This is a genomic window from Pseudomonas sp. P867 (genome assembly GCF_019891455.1).
GTDB lineage: Bacteria > Pseudomonadota > Gammaproteobacteria > Pseudomonadales > Pseudomonadaceae > Aquipseudomonas > Aquipseudomonas synxantha_A.
The window spans coordinates 158,463-173,551 of sequence record NZ_JAFLXB010000015.1 but is presented as its reverse complement, the minus strand read 5'-3'; the positions used below and the strand labels follow the sequence as shown (position 1 = coordinate 173,551).

The following is a 15,089-nucleotide window of genomic DNA, read 5'->3' as shown; positions in this document are numbered from 1 at the left end:
CGGGACGCCTGCGCAGTGTCAATCTGAACAAGCGCCGTTTATCGAGGAATTACGTACGTATGAAAAATGTCAGGCGCCAGCGGTTGTAGGATGACAAACCCGCAACACCAGGCTGGGTGCCTGGCCAGGTACGTCGTCCAGCAGGCCGAAGGGCTGCATGCCAATCTTCTCCAGTACGCGGATCGACGCAGCATGATCGGGTCGTACCAGACCGAAAACCTCGGGCAAACCCAAGGTTACAAAAGCCAGCTCCAACGCGTCACGGCCCACCTCGGTGGCGTAGCCCTGCCCCCAGGCTTCGACGGCAAAGCGATAACCGAGGTTGATGCGTCGTTGGGTCAGATAGTTAAGCGGTGCAATGCCGCCAAACCCGATGATGTGTTCGGGCGCTTCTTTACGGGCAATCGCCCACCAGCCGTAGCCGTGAGTGGCCCATTGCGCCATCCAGTGAGCCAACAAGCGTTGAGCCGTCGCAAGATCGGGCATGGGCCCGGCCGGGTTGAACAGATTGGTCTGCGGATCACCGAAGATCGCAAACAACCGCTGGACATCGGCCAGTCGTGGTTGGCGGTAGATGAGGCGTGAATAGCGGTTTGGCATACAAATGACGTCTCCATTTGCGGCATGAGCCTGCGAGCGGAGTTTAGCCAATATCGCTATCGTCGCCGCAGTCAGTTAAGCGAACGAAATGCTCAAAGCAGCGACGACCCAATGTGGGAGAGGGCCTGCCCCCGATGGCGGTGAGTCAGTTAATAATAAGCGTCTGGCAGCACTGCTATCGGGGCAAGCCCCCTCCCACATTTAAATTTGGTTGAGGCGTGGATTTGCACGCCGCCGCGAGGGCACTCACACGATATTTTCGCTAATGCGAGAAAAAACACCCGATGCGGTGAATTTTTTCGTGTCCACTTGTATCTGAACTGACAGAGCGGTGCCATCGTAGCGATGGCACCTCCCCGTTCAGCTTTAGAGTGGCCCGCATGAAACTACGGAAAAAACGCGTCAAACCCATCGGCTTGAAAGACATCACCATTGTCGACGACAACAAGATGCGCAAGGCGATCACCGCCGCCGCCCTTGGCAATGCCATGGAATGGTTCGACTTCGGCGTGTATGGCTTTGTCGCCTATGTGCTGGGCAAGGTGTTCTTCCCCGATGCGTCCCCCAGCGTACAAATGATCGCCGCATTGGGTACCTTCTCGGTGCCCTTCCTGATTCGCCCACTGGGCGGTCTGTTCTTCGGTGCCTTGGGAGATAAGTACGGACGGCAAAAAGTCCTCGCTGCCACCATCGTGATCATGTCCCTGAGCACCTTCGCCATCGGCTTGATCCCCGGCTATGCCTCCATTGGCATTTGGGCGCCAATCCTGCTGCTGCTGTGCAAAATGGCCCAGGGCTTCTCGGTAGGCGGCGAATACACCGGTGCGTCAATCTTCGTGGCCGAATACGCCCCGGACCGCAAGCGCGGCTTCCTCGGCAGTTGGCTGGACTTTGGCTCGATTGCCGGTTTCGTCCTCGGCGCGGGTGTGGTGGTACTGATCTCCACCGTGCTCGGCGAAGCGGAATTCGAATCCTGGGGCTGGCGCCTGCCGTTCTTCCTTGCCCTGCCCCTGGGCATCATCGGCCTGTACCTGCGCCACGCACTGGAAGAGACCCCAGCGTTCCAGCAGCACGTCGACAAGCTTGAACAGGGCGACCGCGAAGGCCTGAGCCATGGCCCTAAAGTCTCGTTCAAGGAAATCGCCACCAAACACTGGCGCAGCCTGTTGACCTGCATCGGTATTGTCGCGGCCACCAACGTGACCTACTACATGTTGCTCACGTACATGCCCAGCTACCTGTCGCATAACTTGCACTACGCCGAAAACAGCGGCGTGTTGATCATCATCGCGATCATGGTCGGCATGTTGTTCGTGCAGCCATTCATTGGCTTTGTCAGCGACAAGATCGGCCGCAAGCCGTTCATCATCGCCGGCAGCATCGGCCTGCTGTTTCTGTCGATCCCGGCGTTCATGCTGATCACCAGCGGCAAGACCGGCTTGATCTTCAGCGGCCTGCTGATCCTGGCGATCGTGCTGAACTTCTTTATCGGCGTGATGGCCTCGACCTTGCCAGCAATGTTTCCAACGCACTTGCGCTACAGCGCCCTGGCCAGTGCATTCAACGTCTCGGTGCTGATCGCCGGCGTCACGCCAACCGTCGTCGCCTGGCTGGTGGAAAGCACCAACGACCTGTACATGCCCGCCTATTACCTGATGGTGTTCGCCGTGGTCGGCCTGGTCACGGGCCTGACCATGAAGGAAACCGCCAACAAGCCACTGCGCGGCGCGGCGCCTGCGGCATCCGACATGGAAGAAGCCAAAGAACTGCTGCAGGAGCATCACGACAACATCGAGCAGAAGATCGAAGACATCGACGCCGAGATTGCCGCGCTGCAAGCCAAGCGTGAAAACCTGGTGCAGCAGCATCCACGGATTAACTAAGACCTGACTGTGCGTGGTCGCGCCAAGCGACCACGCCACTGGAGTGCCCAGCATGGTTTCAAGCGTCACCGCACAATCGTTACTCAGCGCAGACGAACGCGCCGCTATTGCAGAAATCGAAGCGACTACCAACATCCTCAAGCTGGTCACGCGCCTGACCGGGATGAGATTTGCCGGCATTGCCAAATTCACCGACCTGGAATGGGTGGTGTGTTCGGCCTACGACCCTCTGCAAATGGGCATCAATGTCGACGACGTACTCGACCTCGAAACTACCCTGTGCAGTGAGTTCTGCATCGACCCTCAAGCCCTGTTCATCCCGCAGATCAGCCATAACGGCCGCTTTGCCTCGCGCCCGGTGGTCAAGCAATACGCCATCGAAAGCTATGCCGGTGCACCGATCTTTTTACCCGATGGGCGCCTGTTCGGCGCGCTGTGCGCGCTGGACTCACGGGCAATGCTGTTCGATGACCCCAACCTGTCCGAAACCCTGAGCCTGTTTGCGCGGCTGATCGGCTGCATTTTCTACGCTAACCTGGCCCCGGATCCGTAACCCCCGCCCTGCCCCGCAGCGCGACCATGTCGCGCTTGGGTGGCACGCCAAACAAGCGACTGTACTCACGACTGAACTGCGACGGGCTCTCATAGCCCACTTTGAACGCTGCGCTGGACACGTCCTGGTGCTCGTTCAACATCAAGCGCCGCGCCTCATTCAAGCGCAGCCATTTCTGGTACTGCAGCGGGCTCATCGCCGTCAGTTGCCGGAAGTGATGGTGGAAGGTCGCCGCGCTCATTTGCACCCGCGCTGCCAATTCTTCCACGCGTAGCGCCGCATCGAAATTCAATTTCAACCAATCGATAGCCTTGGCAATCCGATAACCCTGCCCGTCCACCGAACAGATCTGGCGCAGGCGGCCAGCCTGGTCGCTTTTCAATAGGCGGTAATGAATCTCACGCTGGATCAACGGGGCGAGCACCGGAATGGCTTCAGGCTCCTCAAGCAACGCGACCAGACGAGCGAATGCGCTGAGCATACCGTCGGTGACCGTACCGATACCCACGCCTTTCAGCACCGCACGCTCTCGGGTTGGCGGCAGATCACCTTGGGCAATCAACTCGGCCAACATGCGCAAGTCCAGTTTGAACGTCAGCCCCAGGCAGGGTTGCTCGGGGCTGGCGACCAGCACCTCCGAGTTGGCCGGAATGTCCAGCGACGTCACCAGAAAGCGCGAGCTGTCGTAGGGGTAACCCTCACCACCGGCCCACAATTGCTTCTGGCCCTGCACCACCAGCACGATGCACGGTTCGACCATGCACACCACAGGCGCAGCGGGTTGCTCACGCCGATAAAACCCCAGCCCGGGAATCGGCATGGGGTAATCGCCGGGCGACGGGGTGCGCGACTCGATGGAGTGCGCGAGGGTTTGCAGGGACGCAGGGTGGATGCTCATAGCGGACTCGTTTGCCTCTTTGCGCAACTTTACTCCCGCACGCCTCGCGAGTCCCAGGTATACCGCGAGACTCAGAGGATCAGGCAAGTAATCTGGCGAATCGAACTATGGAACCTGGGGTTTGATCCGGAAAATGCGCAGGCCATTGACGCATTAACGGGTTTACGCCATGTCTGATACACCTACCAAAAGCAGTTGGGGCGCAGTGCTGGCGATGTCGCTCGCCGCGTTCGCCCTGGTCGCCTCCGAATTCATGCCCGTCAGCCTGCTGACACCGTTGGCCGCCGACCTGCACATCACCGAAGGCCAGGCTGGCCAGGGCATTTCCGTATCCGGGGTGTTTGCCCTGCTCACCAGCCTGGTGATCGCCTCGATCGCTACGCGGGTGGACCGCAAGCGCCTGTTGATGGCGTTGACGCTGCTGATGATTATCTCCGGCACCGTGGTAGCGTTCGCGCCCAATTACCTGGTGTTCATGCTCGGCCGAGCCTTGATTGGCGTGGCGATTGGTGGCTTCTGGTCATTGTCGGCGGCCACGGCGATGCGCCTGGTGCCGCAAGCGCAGATACCGCGGGCCCTTGCCATCGTCAACGGCGGCAACGCGCTGGCAACGGTGATCGCCGCGCCGCTGGGCAGCTTTCTCGGCGGGATCATCGGCTGGCGCGGTGCGTTCTTCTGCGTGGTGCCGGTCGCGGTGGTTGCACTGGTATGGCTGCTCGCCAGCCTGCCCGCGCTGAAAAACCAGGGTGAGGCGAAAACCGCCAATGCCTTGCGCCTGATGAAAAACCCCAAGGTGGCCTTGGGCATGTTCGCCGTCAGCGTGTTCTTCATGGGCCAGTTCATGTTGTTCACCTACCTGCGCCCGTTTCTGGAAAGCGTCACGCGGGTTGAGGTGTCTACGCTGTCGTTGATGCTGTTGGTGCTTGGCCTGGCAGGCCTGGCCGGTACGTTTTTGATTGAACGTTTCCTCAAGCACAACCTGTACCCGACACTGATTGCCATCCCGCTGATCATGGCAGGCCTCGCACTTGCGCTGGTGGAATGGGGCCATTCAACGATCATAACCACGCTATTGCTCGGCAGTTGGGGCCTGGTGGCAACCGCCGCACCTGTAGGCTGGTGGACGTGGCTGGCGCAAACCCTGCCCGATGACGCCGAAGCCGGCGGCGGATTGATGGTGGCTATCATCCAATTGGCGATTGCTGCCGGCGCCACCGTCGGCGGCGTGGCGTTCGACCTGAGCGGCTACCAGGCCACCTTTGAACTCAGTGCCGGCTTGCTGGTAGTCGCCACCCTGCTCGCCTGCCTGGCGTCACGCCGCGCTGTGCAAGCTCGTGTTATCAGCGGTGCTACCTGAAAAAATGACTCGGCGTCTTGCCAAACTGTTTCTTGAACATGCTGGTAAAGGCGCTGGGGCTTTCGTAACCCAGTTCAAATGCCACGTCGATAATCTTCTGCCCTACCGCAATGCGCTCCAGCGCCAGCAGCAGCCGCGCCTGCTGGCGCCATTGGCCGAAGGTCATGCCGGTTTCCTTGCGAAACAGGCGCTGAATGGTGGTTTGATCCAGCCCCAGGCGCGCGCTCCAATCCGCGACGGTGGAGGCATCCCCCGGTTCGTCCTGCAACGCCAGGCAAATCTGGCTGAGGCGCGGGTCGGCAGGCTGCGGCAGGGACAACGGCAAGTCCGGCAGGATCGCCAGTTCGTCGAGGATCAGGTGCATGATCCTGGTATCGCGTGAGTCCTCGGCATACGGCGGCTTCAGGCTCACCGAGGCCTTGATCAGTTCACTCAACAGCGGCGAAACCGTCACCGTCTTCGGCTCGGCTGGCAGGTTCGGGAAGCTGTCCGGGCGCACGAACACGCTGCGCATCTTCAACGTGCCCACGCATCGTAGCGAATGGACTTGCCCGCACGGCATCCAGAAGCCACGGTTGGGTGGCACCGTCCATTGATTCAGCGCCGAATACACCACCATCACCCCGCCAATGGCATAGAGCAGTTGATGCTTGTTGTGGCTGTGTTCCGGGATCACCCAGTTTTCCGGATAATCGGTGGCCGAGCTGATGACGGCCCAATCGCCTTCATCGATCTCTTGGAGAAATTTGTCTAGGGATTTGATTGTTTCGCCCTTTTTGCGATGGTTTATGCCCGAATTTCGCGAGACAGGCATTTTCTTCGAATTTAGCATAGCTTTCGAAACAATTAGAAATGGCTGCCAGCTAAAGTACTGTCTGCCCCTGTTCGCTGCCTTGTATGGAATGCCCGCATGTCGAGCCTCACCGCGACACCCGCCGCTGCCACCACGACACCCCAGGTAAGCCCTCTGGTCATGCGCGTCCTCGGCGCCTGCGCCCTGGCGCATATGATCAATGACCTGATCCAGGCCGTGCTGCCGTCGATCTACCCGATGCTCAAGGCCAACTACGGCCTGAGCTTCACCCAGGTCGGCCTGATCACCCTGACCTTCCAGTTGACCGCCTCCCTGCTGCAACCGTGGATCGGCTATCACACCGACCGCCACCCCAAGCCTTGGCTGTTGCCGGCGGGCATGGTGTGCACCTTGATCGGTATTTTGATGCTGGCGTTTGTCGGCAACTTCCCGGCGATTCTGCTCGCGGCGGGGCTGGTGGGTGTCGGCTCGTCGACCTTCCACCCGGAAACCTCGCGGGTCGCACGCCTGGCGTCCGGTGGGCGCTATGGCCTGGCGCAGTCGACCTTCCAGGTCGGCGGCAACACCGGCAGCGCGTTCGGCCCTTTGCTGGCGGCAGCGATCATCATTCCCTACGGCCAGACCCATATCGCCTGGTTCGGCCTGTTTGCGGTGTTCGCGATCCTGGTGCTGTATGGCTTGAGCCGCTGGTACCGTCACCATCTCAATCTGTTCAAGCTCAAACAGGGCAGCCAGGCGACCCATGGCTTGTCCAAAGGCCGCGTGACTTTCGCCCTGGTGGTTCTGGCCGTGCTGGTGTTCTCCAAGTATTGGTACATGACCAGCCTGACCAGCTACTTCACCTTCTACTTGATTGAAAAATTCCAGCTGTCGGTGGCCAGCTCGCAGATGTACCTGTTCCTGTTCCTTGGCGCGGTGGCGGTCGGCACCTTCGCCGGGGGCCCGATCGGCGACAAGATCGGCCGCAAGAAAGTCATCTGGTTCTCGATCCTCGGCGCCGCGCCGTTCACCCTCGCCCTGCCCTACGTCGACCTGTTCTGGACCGCCGTACTCAGCGTGGTCATCGGTTTCATCATCGCCTCGGCGTTCTCGGCCATTGTGGTGTTTGCCCAGGAACTGGTGCCGGGCAACGTGGGCATGATCGCTGGGATATTCTTCGGCCTGATGTTCGGTTTCAGCGGGATTGGCGCGGCGTTGCTGGGGTTGCTTGCCGATAACCACGGGATCGAATACGTCTACAAACTGTGCTCGTTCTTGCCGTTGGTGGGCATCTTGACGGTACTGCTGCCTTCGACCAAAGGCGTTTGAACGAAGGCAGGTGAGTATTTACCTGATCAAACTGTGGGAGGGACTTGCGCCCGGTAAGCATAGGTATCTTCACAACTTTGGTGCGACGCCGAAACTGTGGGAGGGGGCTTGCTCCCGATGGCGGCCTCAGGGCCGATCAGGATGCTGGGTCAGACCGAGTACATATCCGTTATTTGGGTAACGGCCACTATTGGTCCCGCTCTTACAGCGGCTCACTTTTGAAAAGCGCAAAATTAAGCAAAACGCTCTTGCCCCACCACTCGGCACCTCGCTTAGGCTCGGTGTGCCCGTAATCCGACAGGTATTTGGGGGGCCGCCGCCACGCGCCATCCATGGCGCGGGGCGGCTAAACCGGCATCCCTGCCGGTTTACCCCCCAAATCCCTGTCGAATTACGGCCAGCGTGGTTTGACGGGGCGCCTCAGATCAAAAGCAGATCAAGATCAAGAGCGGCTCGCTTCGCATCGTGGTTACTGTCGTTGGCATCTACCGTCAGGTGCGTCGCGAGAACCCATTAACGACGATATACAGCAGCGGCCCTACCGACACGAACACCGCCGTCAACAGGAAATACGGGATCAACGACGCCACGGAGCGCCCTCGTCCGCGCGCGTCCCGGTACATCCACACACACGCCAGCACCGCCATCAAATACAGGTCAATCACCACCTGTGCGGTATCAGGCCGCGACATCAGCTCGCGTCCAAATGCCAGCAGTGATTGCTCGGCCGTGAGCATCGTCGCCGCCGTGTAGAGGGTAAATCCCAGCAGGGCAACCAGAGCAATATAGGGTCTGTGCATGGTCTCTTCCTTGAAGCGCAATGGTAGTCATCGCGGCCACCTTAGCTGGTTTTGTGAAATATCTGTACGTAGACTGCCGCCATCCCCCCACGTGAAGGCGGCGAAAAAACGTGATGCAAGTTACTGAAGTCTCCATTGCCCAATTGCGCGCTGCGCTTGAAGCCGGGCAGACCACGGCCGTTGAACTGGTCCAGGCATACCTGGCACGGATCGATGCCTACGATGGCCCGCAGACAGCTACGGCGCTGAACGCCGTGGTGGTGCGCAACCCTGACGCCCTGAAAGAAGCCGAGGCGTCGGATGCGCGCCGCGCCAAGGGCCAGACCCTGGGACCGTTGGAGGGTATTCCCTACACGGCCAAGGACAGTTACCTGGTCAAAGGTCTGACGGCCGCATCCGGCAGCCCGGCGTTTGCCAAGCTGGTGGCCCAGCGCGATGCCTTCACCATTGAGCGTCTGCGTGCCGGTGGCGCGATCTGCCTGGGCAAGACCAACATGCCGCCGATGGCCAATGGCGGCATGCAGCGTGGCGTGTATGGCCGCGCCGAAAGCCCTTACAACGCCGACTACCTGACCGCGCCATTTGCGTCCGGTTCTTCCAACGGCGCGGGCACTGCCACCGCCGCCAGCTTTGCAGCGTTTGGCCTGGCTGAAGAAACCTGGTCGAGTGGCCGCGGCCCGGCCTCCAACAATGGTTTGTGTGCCTATACGCCTTCCCGTGGGGTGATTTCGGTACGCGGCAACTGGCCATTGACCCCGACGATGGACGTCGTGGTGCCGTATGCGCGCACCATGGCCGACCTGTTGGAAGTGCTCGACGTCGTGGTGGCCGAAGACCCCGACAAGCGCGGCGACCTGTGGCGCCTGCAACCCTGGGTACCGATCCCCAGCGTCACCTCGGTGCGCCCGGCCTCATACGCCGCACTGGCCACCAGCAGCGAAAGCCTGGCCGGCAAGCGCTTTGGCGTGCCGCGCATGTACATCAATGCCGACCCCGACGCCGGCACCAGCGAAAAACCCGGTATCGGCGGGCCCACCGGGCAAAGGATCAATACCCGCGCCACGGTGATCGAGTTGTGGCAAGCCGCCCGCCAGGCGCTGGAGGCCGCCGGCGCCGAAGTGATCGAGGTGGATTTCCCGCTGGTATCCAACTGCGAAGGCGACCGCCCCGGCGCGCCAACGGTGTTTACCCGTGGCCTGGTGTCCAAGGAGTTCCTCCACGACGAACTGTGGGAGCTGTCTGCCTGGGCCTTCGATGACTTCCTGCGCGCCAACAACGATCCGGCGCTCAACCGCCTGGCGGATGTGGACGGACCAAAGATCTTCCCCCACGACCCCGGCACCCTGCCCAACCGTGAAGACGACCTCGCCGCCGGCATGGATGAATACGTGCGCATGGCCCAACGCGGCATCACACCGTGGGACCAGATCGGTACCGTGCCCGATGGCCTGCGTGGCCTGGAAGCAACCCGACGCCTGGATCTGGAAGACTGGATGGACAACCTCGGCCTCGACGCCGTGCTGTTCCCGACCGTAGCCGATGTAGGCCCGGCCGATGCCGACGTGAACGAAGCGTCTGCCGACATCGCCTGGAGCAACGGCGTGTGGGTGGCCAACGGTAACCTCGCGATTCGCCACCTGGGCGTGCCCACCGTCACCGTGCCGATGGGCGTGATGGCGGATATCGGTATGCCGGTGGGGCTGACGTTTGCCGGACGTGCTTATGATGATTCGGCGCTGCTGCGCTTTGCCGCAGCGTTTGAAGCCACCGGCAGCAAACGCGTGATACCGCCACGCACACCGCCGCTGCCCAGCGAATAGGTGCAATTCAAATGTGGGAGGTATCTACACAACTTTGCAGTCGCCAACAGTAACCACGATGCGAAGCGAGCCGCTCTTGATCTTGATCTGCTTTTGATCTTAGGCGCCCCGTTAAACCACGCTGGCCGGAATTCGACAGGGATTTGGGGGGTAAACCGGCAGGGATGCCGGTTTAGCCGCCCCGCGCCATGGATGGCGCGTGGTGGCGGCCCCCCAAATCCCTGGCGGATTACGGGCACACCGAGCCGAAGCGAGGTGCCGAGTGGTGGGGCAAGAGCGTTTGGGTTACTTTTGCGCTTTTCAAAAGTGACCCGCTGTAAAAGCGGAACCAATAGTGGTCGTTACCGCAGCAATGGATATGTACTCGGCCTGATCCAACATCCTGGTCGGCCCTGAGGCCGCCATCGGGAGCAAGCCCCCTCCCACATTTTGCTGTATTTGCAATCAAGCACCGTGGCTTAGGCCAGCGTCACCTCGCGACGCTGCCACTCGTCCACCACATCACCCATAGTCTTGGGGACGCCATTGAGAATCCACGCCATAAAGGGGCGGTTGAACTTGAACGTCGGCCCGCACTGTTCACGCATGAAACGGCGCACGTTCTGAGTGTTTTTATAGCCCGGGGTCACCGGTGTCCCACGGCTGAGAGGGTCGCTGTGCCAGTCAAAAGCCATTTTTACCTCGGCTATGGGGTGCTGGTTACCACTCTAACCTCGAATCATTTCAGACCACCTCAAAATTTCACTTTCCTTCCCTGCCGAAATTATTGCATGGTTGTACGACGACATACCTCGTCGTATTCACACAACAAAAACAAGGAACACCCATGCCCAACCTCAAAGTGCTGATCGGCTTCCTGTGCCTGTTCTCCGGCTACGTCGCCGCCGCCCCTGCTGAAAAGGAAGTGGCCCAGGTAGTCGACCAACTGACCCAAGCCATGTTGCACCTGGACGTCAAGCAACTGCACGCGCTGACATCCGACACGCTCACCTACGGCCACTCCAGCGGCAAAGTGCAGAACAAGGCGCAATTTATCGCCGACCTGCAAACCCACACCAGCGCCTTCAAGACTCTGGAAATGCAGAACCAGGCCATCACCCTTAATGGCGATACCGCCCTGGTGCGCAACCACTTCCATGCCTTGGCGGTGAACAGTGGCGTGGACACGCCAACCGATATCGACAACTTCCAGGTCTGGCAGAAGCAACACGGCAAGTGGTTGCTGATCGGGCGCCAGGCTTACAAATACTGAGGGCAGCTCACCACGCCACCACTTTGCGTATCGTCTCCAGGGCCCCACGCAACTGCGCCATCGGCACCGACCCCAGGGCCACGCGCAGTGCGTGGGGCACCTGGGCCGAGACTGCGAACGGTTCGGCGGTGGACACGCAAATGCCTTCGCGCTGCAAGGTCATGACGACTTGATCGGCGCGAGCCTCTTCTGCCAACGGCAGCCACAAAAAATACGATGACGGATGGCTGACATACCGCACGCCCGTCAGCACTTGGGCTGCCAGTGCCTGGCGGGCTTGGGCATCCGCGCGTTTTTGCGCCTCCAGTTGCGCCACCGTACCGTCTTCGAGCCAGGCCACTGCAATCGCACTCATCACGCCTGGCACGCTCCAGGTGGTGGCCATGATCGTACGTTCCAACCTGCTCACCCAAGCTGAAGGCGCCGCGATAAACCCTATGCGCAAACCGGCGGCGACATTCTTGGACAGCCCACCCACATACACCGTGCGCTCCGGGGCCAGTGCCGCCAACGGCGCAGGTGCATCTTCGGCGAGAAACGCATAGGCGCCATCCTCGACGATCATCAGGTTGTGCTGCCGGGCAATCGCCACCAAACGCTCGCGCTGCTCCAGGCTCAGTACCCAGCCCAGCGGGTTATGCAGGGTTGGCATGCTGTATACCGCACGTACCGGGCGCTGGCGACACAGGCTATGCAGATGGTCCAAGTCCGGGCCGGCCGTGGTCACCGGGATGGCGACGATTTCCAGGTGCAGGGTTTCGGCCAGCGCCTTGAAGCCCGGATAAGTCAGCGCATCCACCGCGATCACATCCCCAGGCTTGAGCAACGTCATCAGGGTCACCGCCAAGCCGTGCTGGGCGCCGCTGACCACCAGCACCTGCTCGGCGTCCACCGTGAGTCCGCGGCTCAACAAGTGCCGAGCTATGGCGGCGCGCTCATGCACACGCCCCGCATGGGGCTGGTAACGCAGCAGTGCCTCCAGATCGCCCGACAACGCCAACTGGCGCAACGCCGTGCGCAACAGCTCGGCCTGCCCAGGCAAGGACGGGTAGTTGAAATTCAGGTCGAGCAGGCCCGGCGCCACCGTCATCTGCCCGCTGCCCTGCCCCGGCGGCAAGGTGATTTCACGCACGAAGGTACCGCGACCGGTCTCGCCACTGACCAGGCCCATGGCTTCCAACTCGCTGTACACCCGGCTTGCCGTGACCAGTGCCAAGCCATGCTCAGCGGCCAACTGGCGATGAGTAGGCAAGCGCGTGCCGGCGGGCATTCGTCCACTGCGAATGGCCTCGGCGAAGGTATCGACCAGCGATTTGTAGCGCGCACGGGGCATCGGGATGTATCCATGACAATTTTTTGATTGTCCTAATCTTCAGCCCTAGGATGAGCCGCACGCAACCCCACTTTCGGACATACCGTCATGGAACGCATCGCCCGCTTCGGCACCCTGGATGTCAGCACTCAGGGTTGGATCAACGGTTTTATCGGCGTGGTGATTTTCAGCGGATCGCTGCCGGCCACGCGCCTGGCGGTCATGGAGTTCGACCCGGTGTTCCTGACCATGATCCGCGCCACCCTCGCCGCCCTGCTGGGGGGCTGCCTGTTGTGGCTATTCAAGCAAAAACGCCCCACCCGTCAGCAATGGGCTCCCTTGGTGATCGTCGTTCTGGGCGTGGTGATCGGCTTCCCACTGCTCACAGCCCTGGCCCTGCAATACGTGACCTCGGCTCACTCAATCGTCTTCATCGGCCTACTGCCCCTGGCCACGGCGGTATTTGGCGTGCTGCGTGGCGGCGAGCGACCCAAGCCAGTGTTCTGGTTGTTTTCCATCCTGGGCAGCCTGTTGGTGATGGGTTACGCCTTTGCCCAAGGCTTGAGCGCCGCCCCTGCAGGCGACTTGTTGATGCTGTTGGCGGTGCTGGTCTGCGGCCTGGGTTATGCCGAAGGCGCCAAGCTGTCGCGCAGCCTGGGTGGCTGGCAGGTGATTTGTTGGGCGCTGGTGGTGTCGCTGCCGCTGGTGGCACCGTTGAGCCTGCTGCTGGCGCCTTCGACCCTCAGCGGCATTAGCCTGCCGGCGTGGCTGAGCCTGGGGTACGTGGCGCTGTTCAGCATGTTGATCGGCTTTGTGTTCTGGTACCGCGGCCTGGCCCAGGGCGGCATTGCCGCAGTCGGCCAGTTGCAGCTGCTGCAACCTTTCTTCGGCCTGGCGCTGGCCGCGGGCCTGCTGCATGAGCAGGTCAGCCTGGGCATGGTGCTGGTGACGGTCGCGGTGATCGGCTGCGTGGCCGGGGCGAAGAAGTTTGCCCGCTGACGCGTGGCCTGCTAAACAGGGAAGTCGCCTGAACAATAACAAGGACTTTGCATGACCACCGCTTCTCTCCAAGACATCACCGCGCCAGAAGGCATCTGCTACGGCTGCGGCAGCAGCAACCCCCATGGCCTGCATATCAAGAGCCGCTGGGCCGAAGATGGCGTACACGTGGTCGCCGAGCATCAACCCGAAGCCAAATATAGCGGCTGGCCAGACCTGGTCTACGGCGGCCTGATCGCCATGCTGGTGGATTGCCATTCCAACTGGACCGCCATGGCCTACCACTACCGCGCCGAACAGCGCGAACCCGGCAGCCTGCCGCGCATCGACTGCGTCACCGGCAACCTGGGGATCAAATTCATCAAGCCCACACCGATGGGCGTGCCACTGACCCTGCGCGCACGGGTCGAAGGCGACATCGGGCGCAAAAGCCGCGTGGTCTGCGAGGTGTACGCCGGTGACGTGCTCACGGCCATCGGCGATTCAGTTTTCGTACGCGTCGACACCGGTCAATTGGCCGCGGCCGCCCATGGTCGCGAGGTGTGATCCTGGTCTACAGTGACTGCAACCGCTGATCGAGGACTGCACCCATGCCCCGTCTTACCGCCAAGGACTTTGCTCCCGAACTGCTGGAACTCTACGACGGCTACGCCCACGGCAAGATCAACCGCCGCGAGTTTCTCGACCGTGCCGCGCTGTTCACCTTGGGCGGCCTCACCGCCTCGGCGCTGCTGGCAGCCCTGAGCCCCAACTACGCCCTGGCCGAACAGGTCAAATTCACCGATCCGGATATCGTCGCCGACTACATCACCTACCCTTCGCCCAAGGGCAACGGCACGGTGCGCGGCTACCTGGTGCGCCCGTCCAAGGCTGCGGCAAAACTGCCCGCCGTGGTGGTGGTGCATGAAAACCGTGGCCTGAACCCCTATATCGAAGACGTGGCCCGGCGCCTGGCCAAAGCCGGCTTCATTGCCCTGGCACCCGATGGCCTGACGTCCGTGGGCGGCTACCCCGGCAACGATGAAAAAGGCGTGGCGCTGCAACAGACTGTCGACCCGACCAAACTGATGAACGACTTCTTCGCCGCCATCGAATGGCTGATGCACCACGACAGCAGTACCGGCAAAGTCGGCATCACCGGCTTCTGTTACGGCGGCGGCGTGACCAACGCGGCGGCGGTGGCCTACCCGGAACTGGGCGCTGCGGTGTCGTTCTACGGGCGCCAACCCGAGGCCAAAGACGTGCCGCGCATCAAGGCACCGATCATGTTGCATTTCGGGGAACTGGATACGCGGATCAATGAGGGTTGGCCGGCGTATGAGCAGGCGTTGAAAGCTGCGGGCACGACGTATGAGGCTTACATCTACCAAGGCGCCAACCACGGTTTTCACAATGACTCAACGCCGCGGTATGACGAGGCAGCAGCCAACCTGGCCTGGGAGCGCACCCTGGGCTGGTTCCGCAAATACCTCGCCTAGCCGCCCCTCCCACAT

The 15,089-nt window shown here is 61.2% G+C and carries 15 protein-coding genes; 9 read left to right on the top strand and 6 right to left on the bottom strand.

From position 1 onward, the window contains the following. Positions 1–69: 69 nt before the first annotated feature. Positions 70–600: a GNAT family N-acetyltransferase gene (locus tag J1G33_RS23740; protein ID WP_148853944.1), complete on the bottom strand. Its 531-nt coding sequence runs from the start codon at positions 598–600 to the stop codon at positions 70–72. Positions 601–980: 380 nt separating this feature from the next. Here J1G33_RS23740 and proP point away from each other — a divergent pair, with 380 nt between their 5' ends. Both proP and J1G33_RS23730 read left to right on the top strand, forming a co-directional pair. Further along, positions 981–2,483: a glycine betaine/L-proline transporter ProP gene (proP, locus tag J1G33_RS23735; protein WP_005787944.1), complete on the top strand. Its 1,503-nt coding sequence runs from the start codon at positions 981–983 to the stop codon at positions 2,481–2,483. Positions 2,484–2,535: 52 nt separating this feature from the next. After that, positions 2,536–3,036 carry a GAF domain-containing protein gene (locus J1G33_RS23730; RefSeq protein ID WP_223018876.1) on the top strand — a complete coding sequence of 167 codons (501 nt, stop codon included), beginning with the start codon at positions 2,536–2,538 and terminating at the stop codon, positions 3,034–3,036. On the opposite strand, the gene J1G33_RS23725 is transcribed toward J1G33_RS23730, so the two are convergent. Then, on the bottom strand, positions 3,014–3,934 hold the full coding sequence (locus J1G33_RS23725) for an AraC family transcriptional regulator (protein WP_223018875.1): 921 nt from the start codon (positions 3,932–3,934) through the stop codon (positions 3,014–3,016). The genes J1G33_RS23730 and J1G33_RS23725 overlap by 23 nt on opposite strands. A 169-nt stretch (positions 3,935–4,103) precedes the next feature. Here J1G33_RS23725 and J1G33_RS23720 point away from each other — a divergent pair, with 169 nt between their 5' ends. Continuing rightward, positions 4,104–5,291, top strand: a complete 1,188-nt coding sequence (locus J1G33_RS23720; RefSeq protein ID WP_223018874.1) for an MFS transporter — start codon at positions 4,104–4,106, stop codon at positions 5,289–5,291. Here J1G33_RS23720 and J1G33_RS23715 read toward each other — a convergent pair. Then, complete coding sequence (locus tag J1G33_RS23715; RefSeq protein ID WP_032880875.1) at positions 5,284–6,105, bottom strand: helix-turn-helix transcriptional regulator; 822 nt, start codon at positions 6,103–6,105, stop codon at positions 5,284–5,286. The genes J1G33_RS23720 and J1G33_RS23715 overlap by 8 nt on opposite strands. A 96-nt stretch (positions 6,106–6,201) precedes the next feature. Between J1G33_RS23715 and J1G33_RS23710 the strand changes: the two genes are divergently transcribed. Continuing rightward, positions 6,202–7,413: an MFS transporter gene (locus tag J1G33_RS23710; RefSeq protein ID WP_078821240.1), complete on the top strand. Its 1,212-nt coding sequence runs from the start codon at positions 6,202–6,204 to the stop codon at positions 7,411–7,413. Between the two features lie 491 nt (positions 7,414–7,904). Here the strand turns inward: J1G33_RS23710 and J1G33_RS23705 are convergent, their stop codons facing one another. After that, entirely contained in the window at positions 7,905–8,213 is a 309-nt protein-coding gene (locus J1G33_RS23705) for a DUF2834 domain-containing protein (RefSeq protein ID WP_103735010.1), read from the bottom strand. Positions 8,214–8,323: 110 nt separating this feature from the next. Here J1G33_RS23705 and J1G33_RS23700 point away from each other — a divergent pair, with 110 nt between their 5' ends. Continuing rightward, positions 8,324–10,033 carry an amidase gene (locus tag J1G33_RS23700; protein ID WP_223018873.1) on the top strand — a complete coding sequence of 570 codons (1,710 nt, stop codon included), beginning with the start codon at positions 8,324–8,326 and terminating at the stop codon, positions 10,031–10,033. A 458-nt stretch (positions 10,034–10,491) separates the two neighbouring features. Here J1G33_RS23700 and J1G33_RS23695 read toward each other — a convergent pair whose 3' ends face one another. Next, complete coding sequence (locus tag J1G33_RS23695; RefSeq protein WP_223018872.1) at positions 10,492–10,707, bottom strand: DUF6434 domain-containing protein; 216 nt, start codon at positions 10,705–10,707, stop codon at positions 10,492–10,494. A 152-nt stretch (positions 10,708–10,859) separates the two neighbouring features. On the opposite strand from J1G33_RS23695, the gene J1G33_RS23690 reads away from it, so the two are divergent. Beyond that, positions 10,860–11,285: a nuclear transport factor 2 family protein gene (locus J1G33_RS23690; protein WP_223018871.1), complete on the top strand. Its 426-nt coding sequence runs from the start codon at positions 10,860–10,862 to the stop codon at positions 11,283–11,285. A gap of 7 nt (positions 11,286–11,292) precedes the next feature. Here J1G33_RS23690 and J1G33_RS23685 read toward each other — a convergent pair whose 3' ends face one another. Beyond that, a complete protein-coding gene (locus tag J1G33_RS23685) occupies positions 11,293–12,618 on the bottom strand; it encodes a PLP-dependent aminotransferase family protein (protein ID WP_223018870.1) in 1,326 nt (441 codons plus the stop codon). Between the two features lie 87 nt (positions 12,619–12,705). Here J1G33_RS23685 and J1G33_RS23680 point away from each other — a divergent pair, with 87 nt between their 5' ends. The 3 genes from J1G33_RS23680 to yghX are packed head-to-tail and all read left to right on the top strand — an operon-like array spanning position 12,706 to position 15,074. Next, positions 12,706–13,596: a DMT family transporter gene (locus J1G33_RS23680; protein WP_223018869.1), complete on the top strand. Its 891-nt coding sequence runs from the start codon at positions 12,706–12,708 to the stop codon at positions 13,594–13,596. A 51-nt stretch (positions 13,597–13,647) separates the two neighbouring features. Further along, positions 13,648–14,142 (top strand): PaaI family thioesterase, encoded by a 495-nt coding sequence (locus J1G33_RS23675; RefSeq protein ID WP_122732266.1) that lies wholly within the window; start codon positions 13,648–13,650, stop codon positions 14,140–14,142. Positions 14,143–14,186: 44 nt separating this feature from the next. Then, positions 14,187–15,074: a YghX family hydrolase gene (yghX, locus tag J1G33_RS23670; RefSeq protein ID WP_005787912.1), complete on the top strand. Its 888-nt coding sequence runs from the start codon at positions 14,187–14,189 to the stop codon at positions 15,072–15,074. Positions 15,075–15,089: the final 15 nt, after the last annotated feature.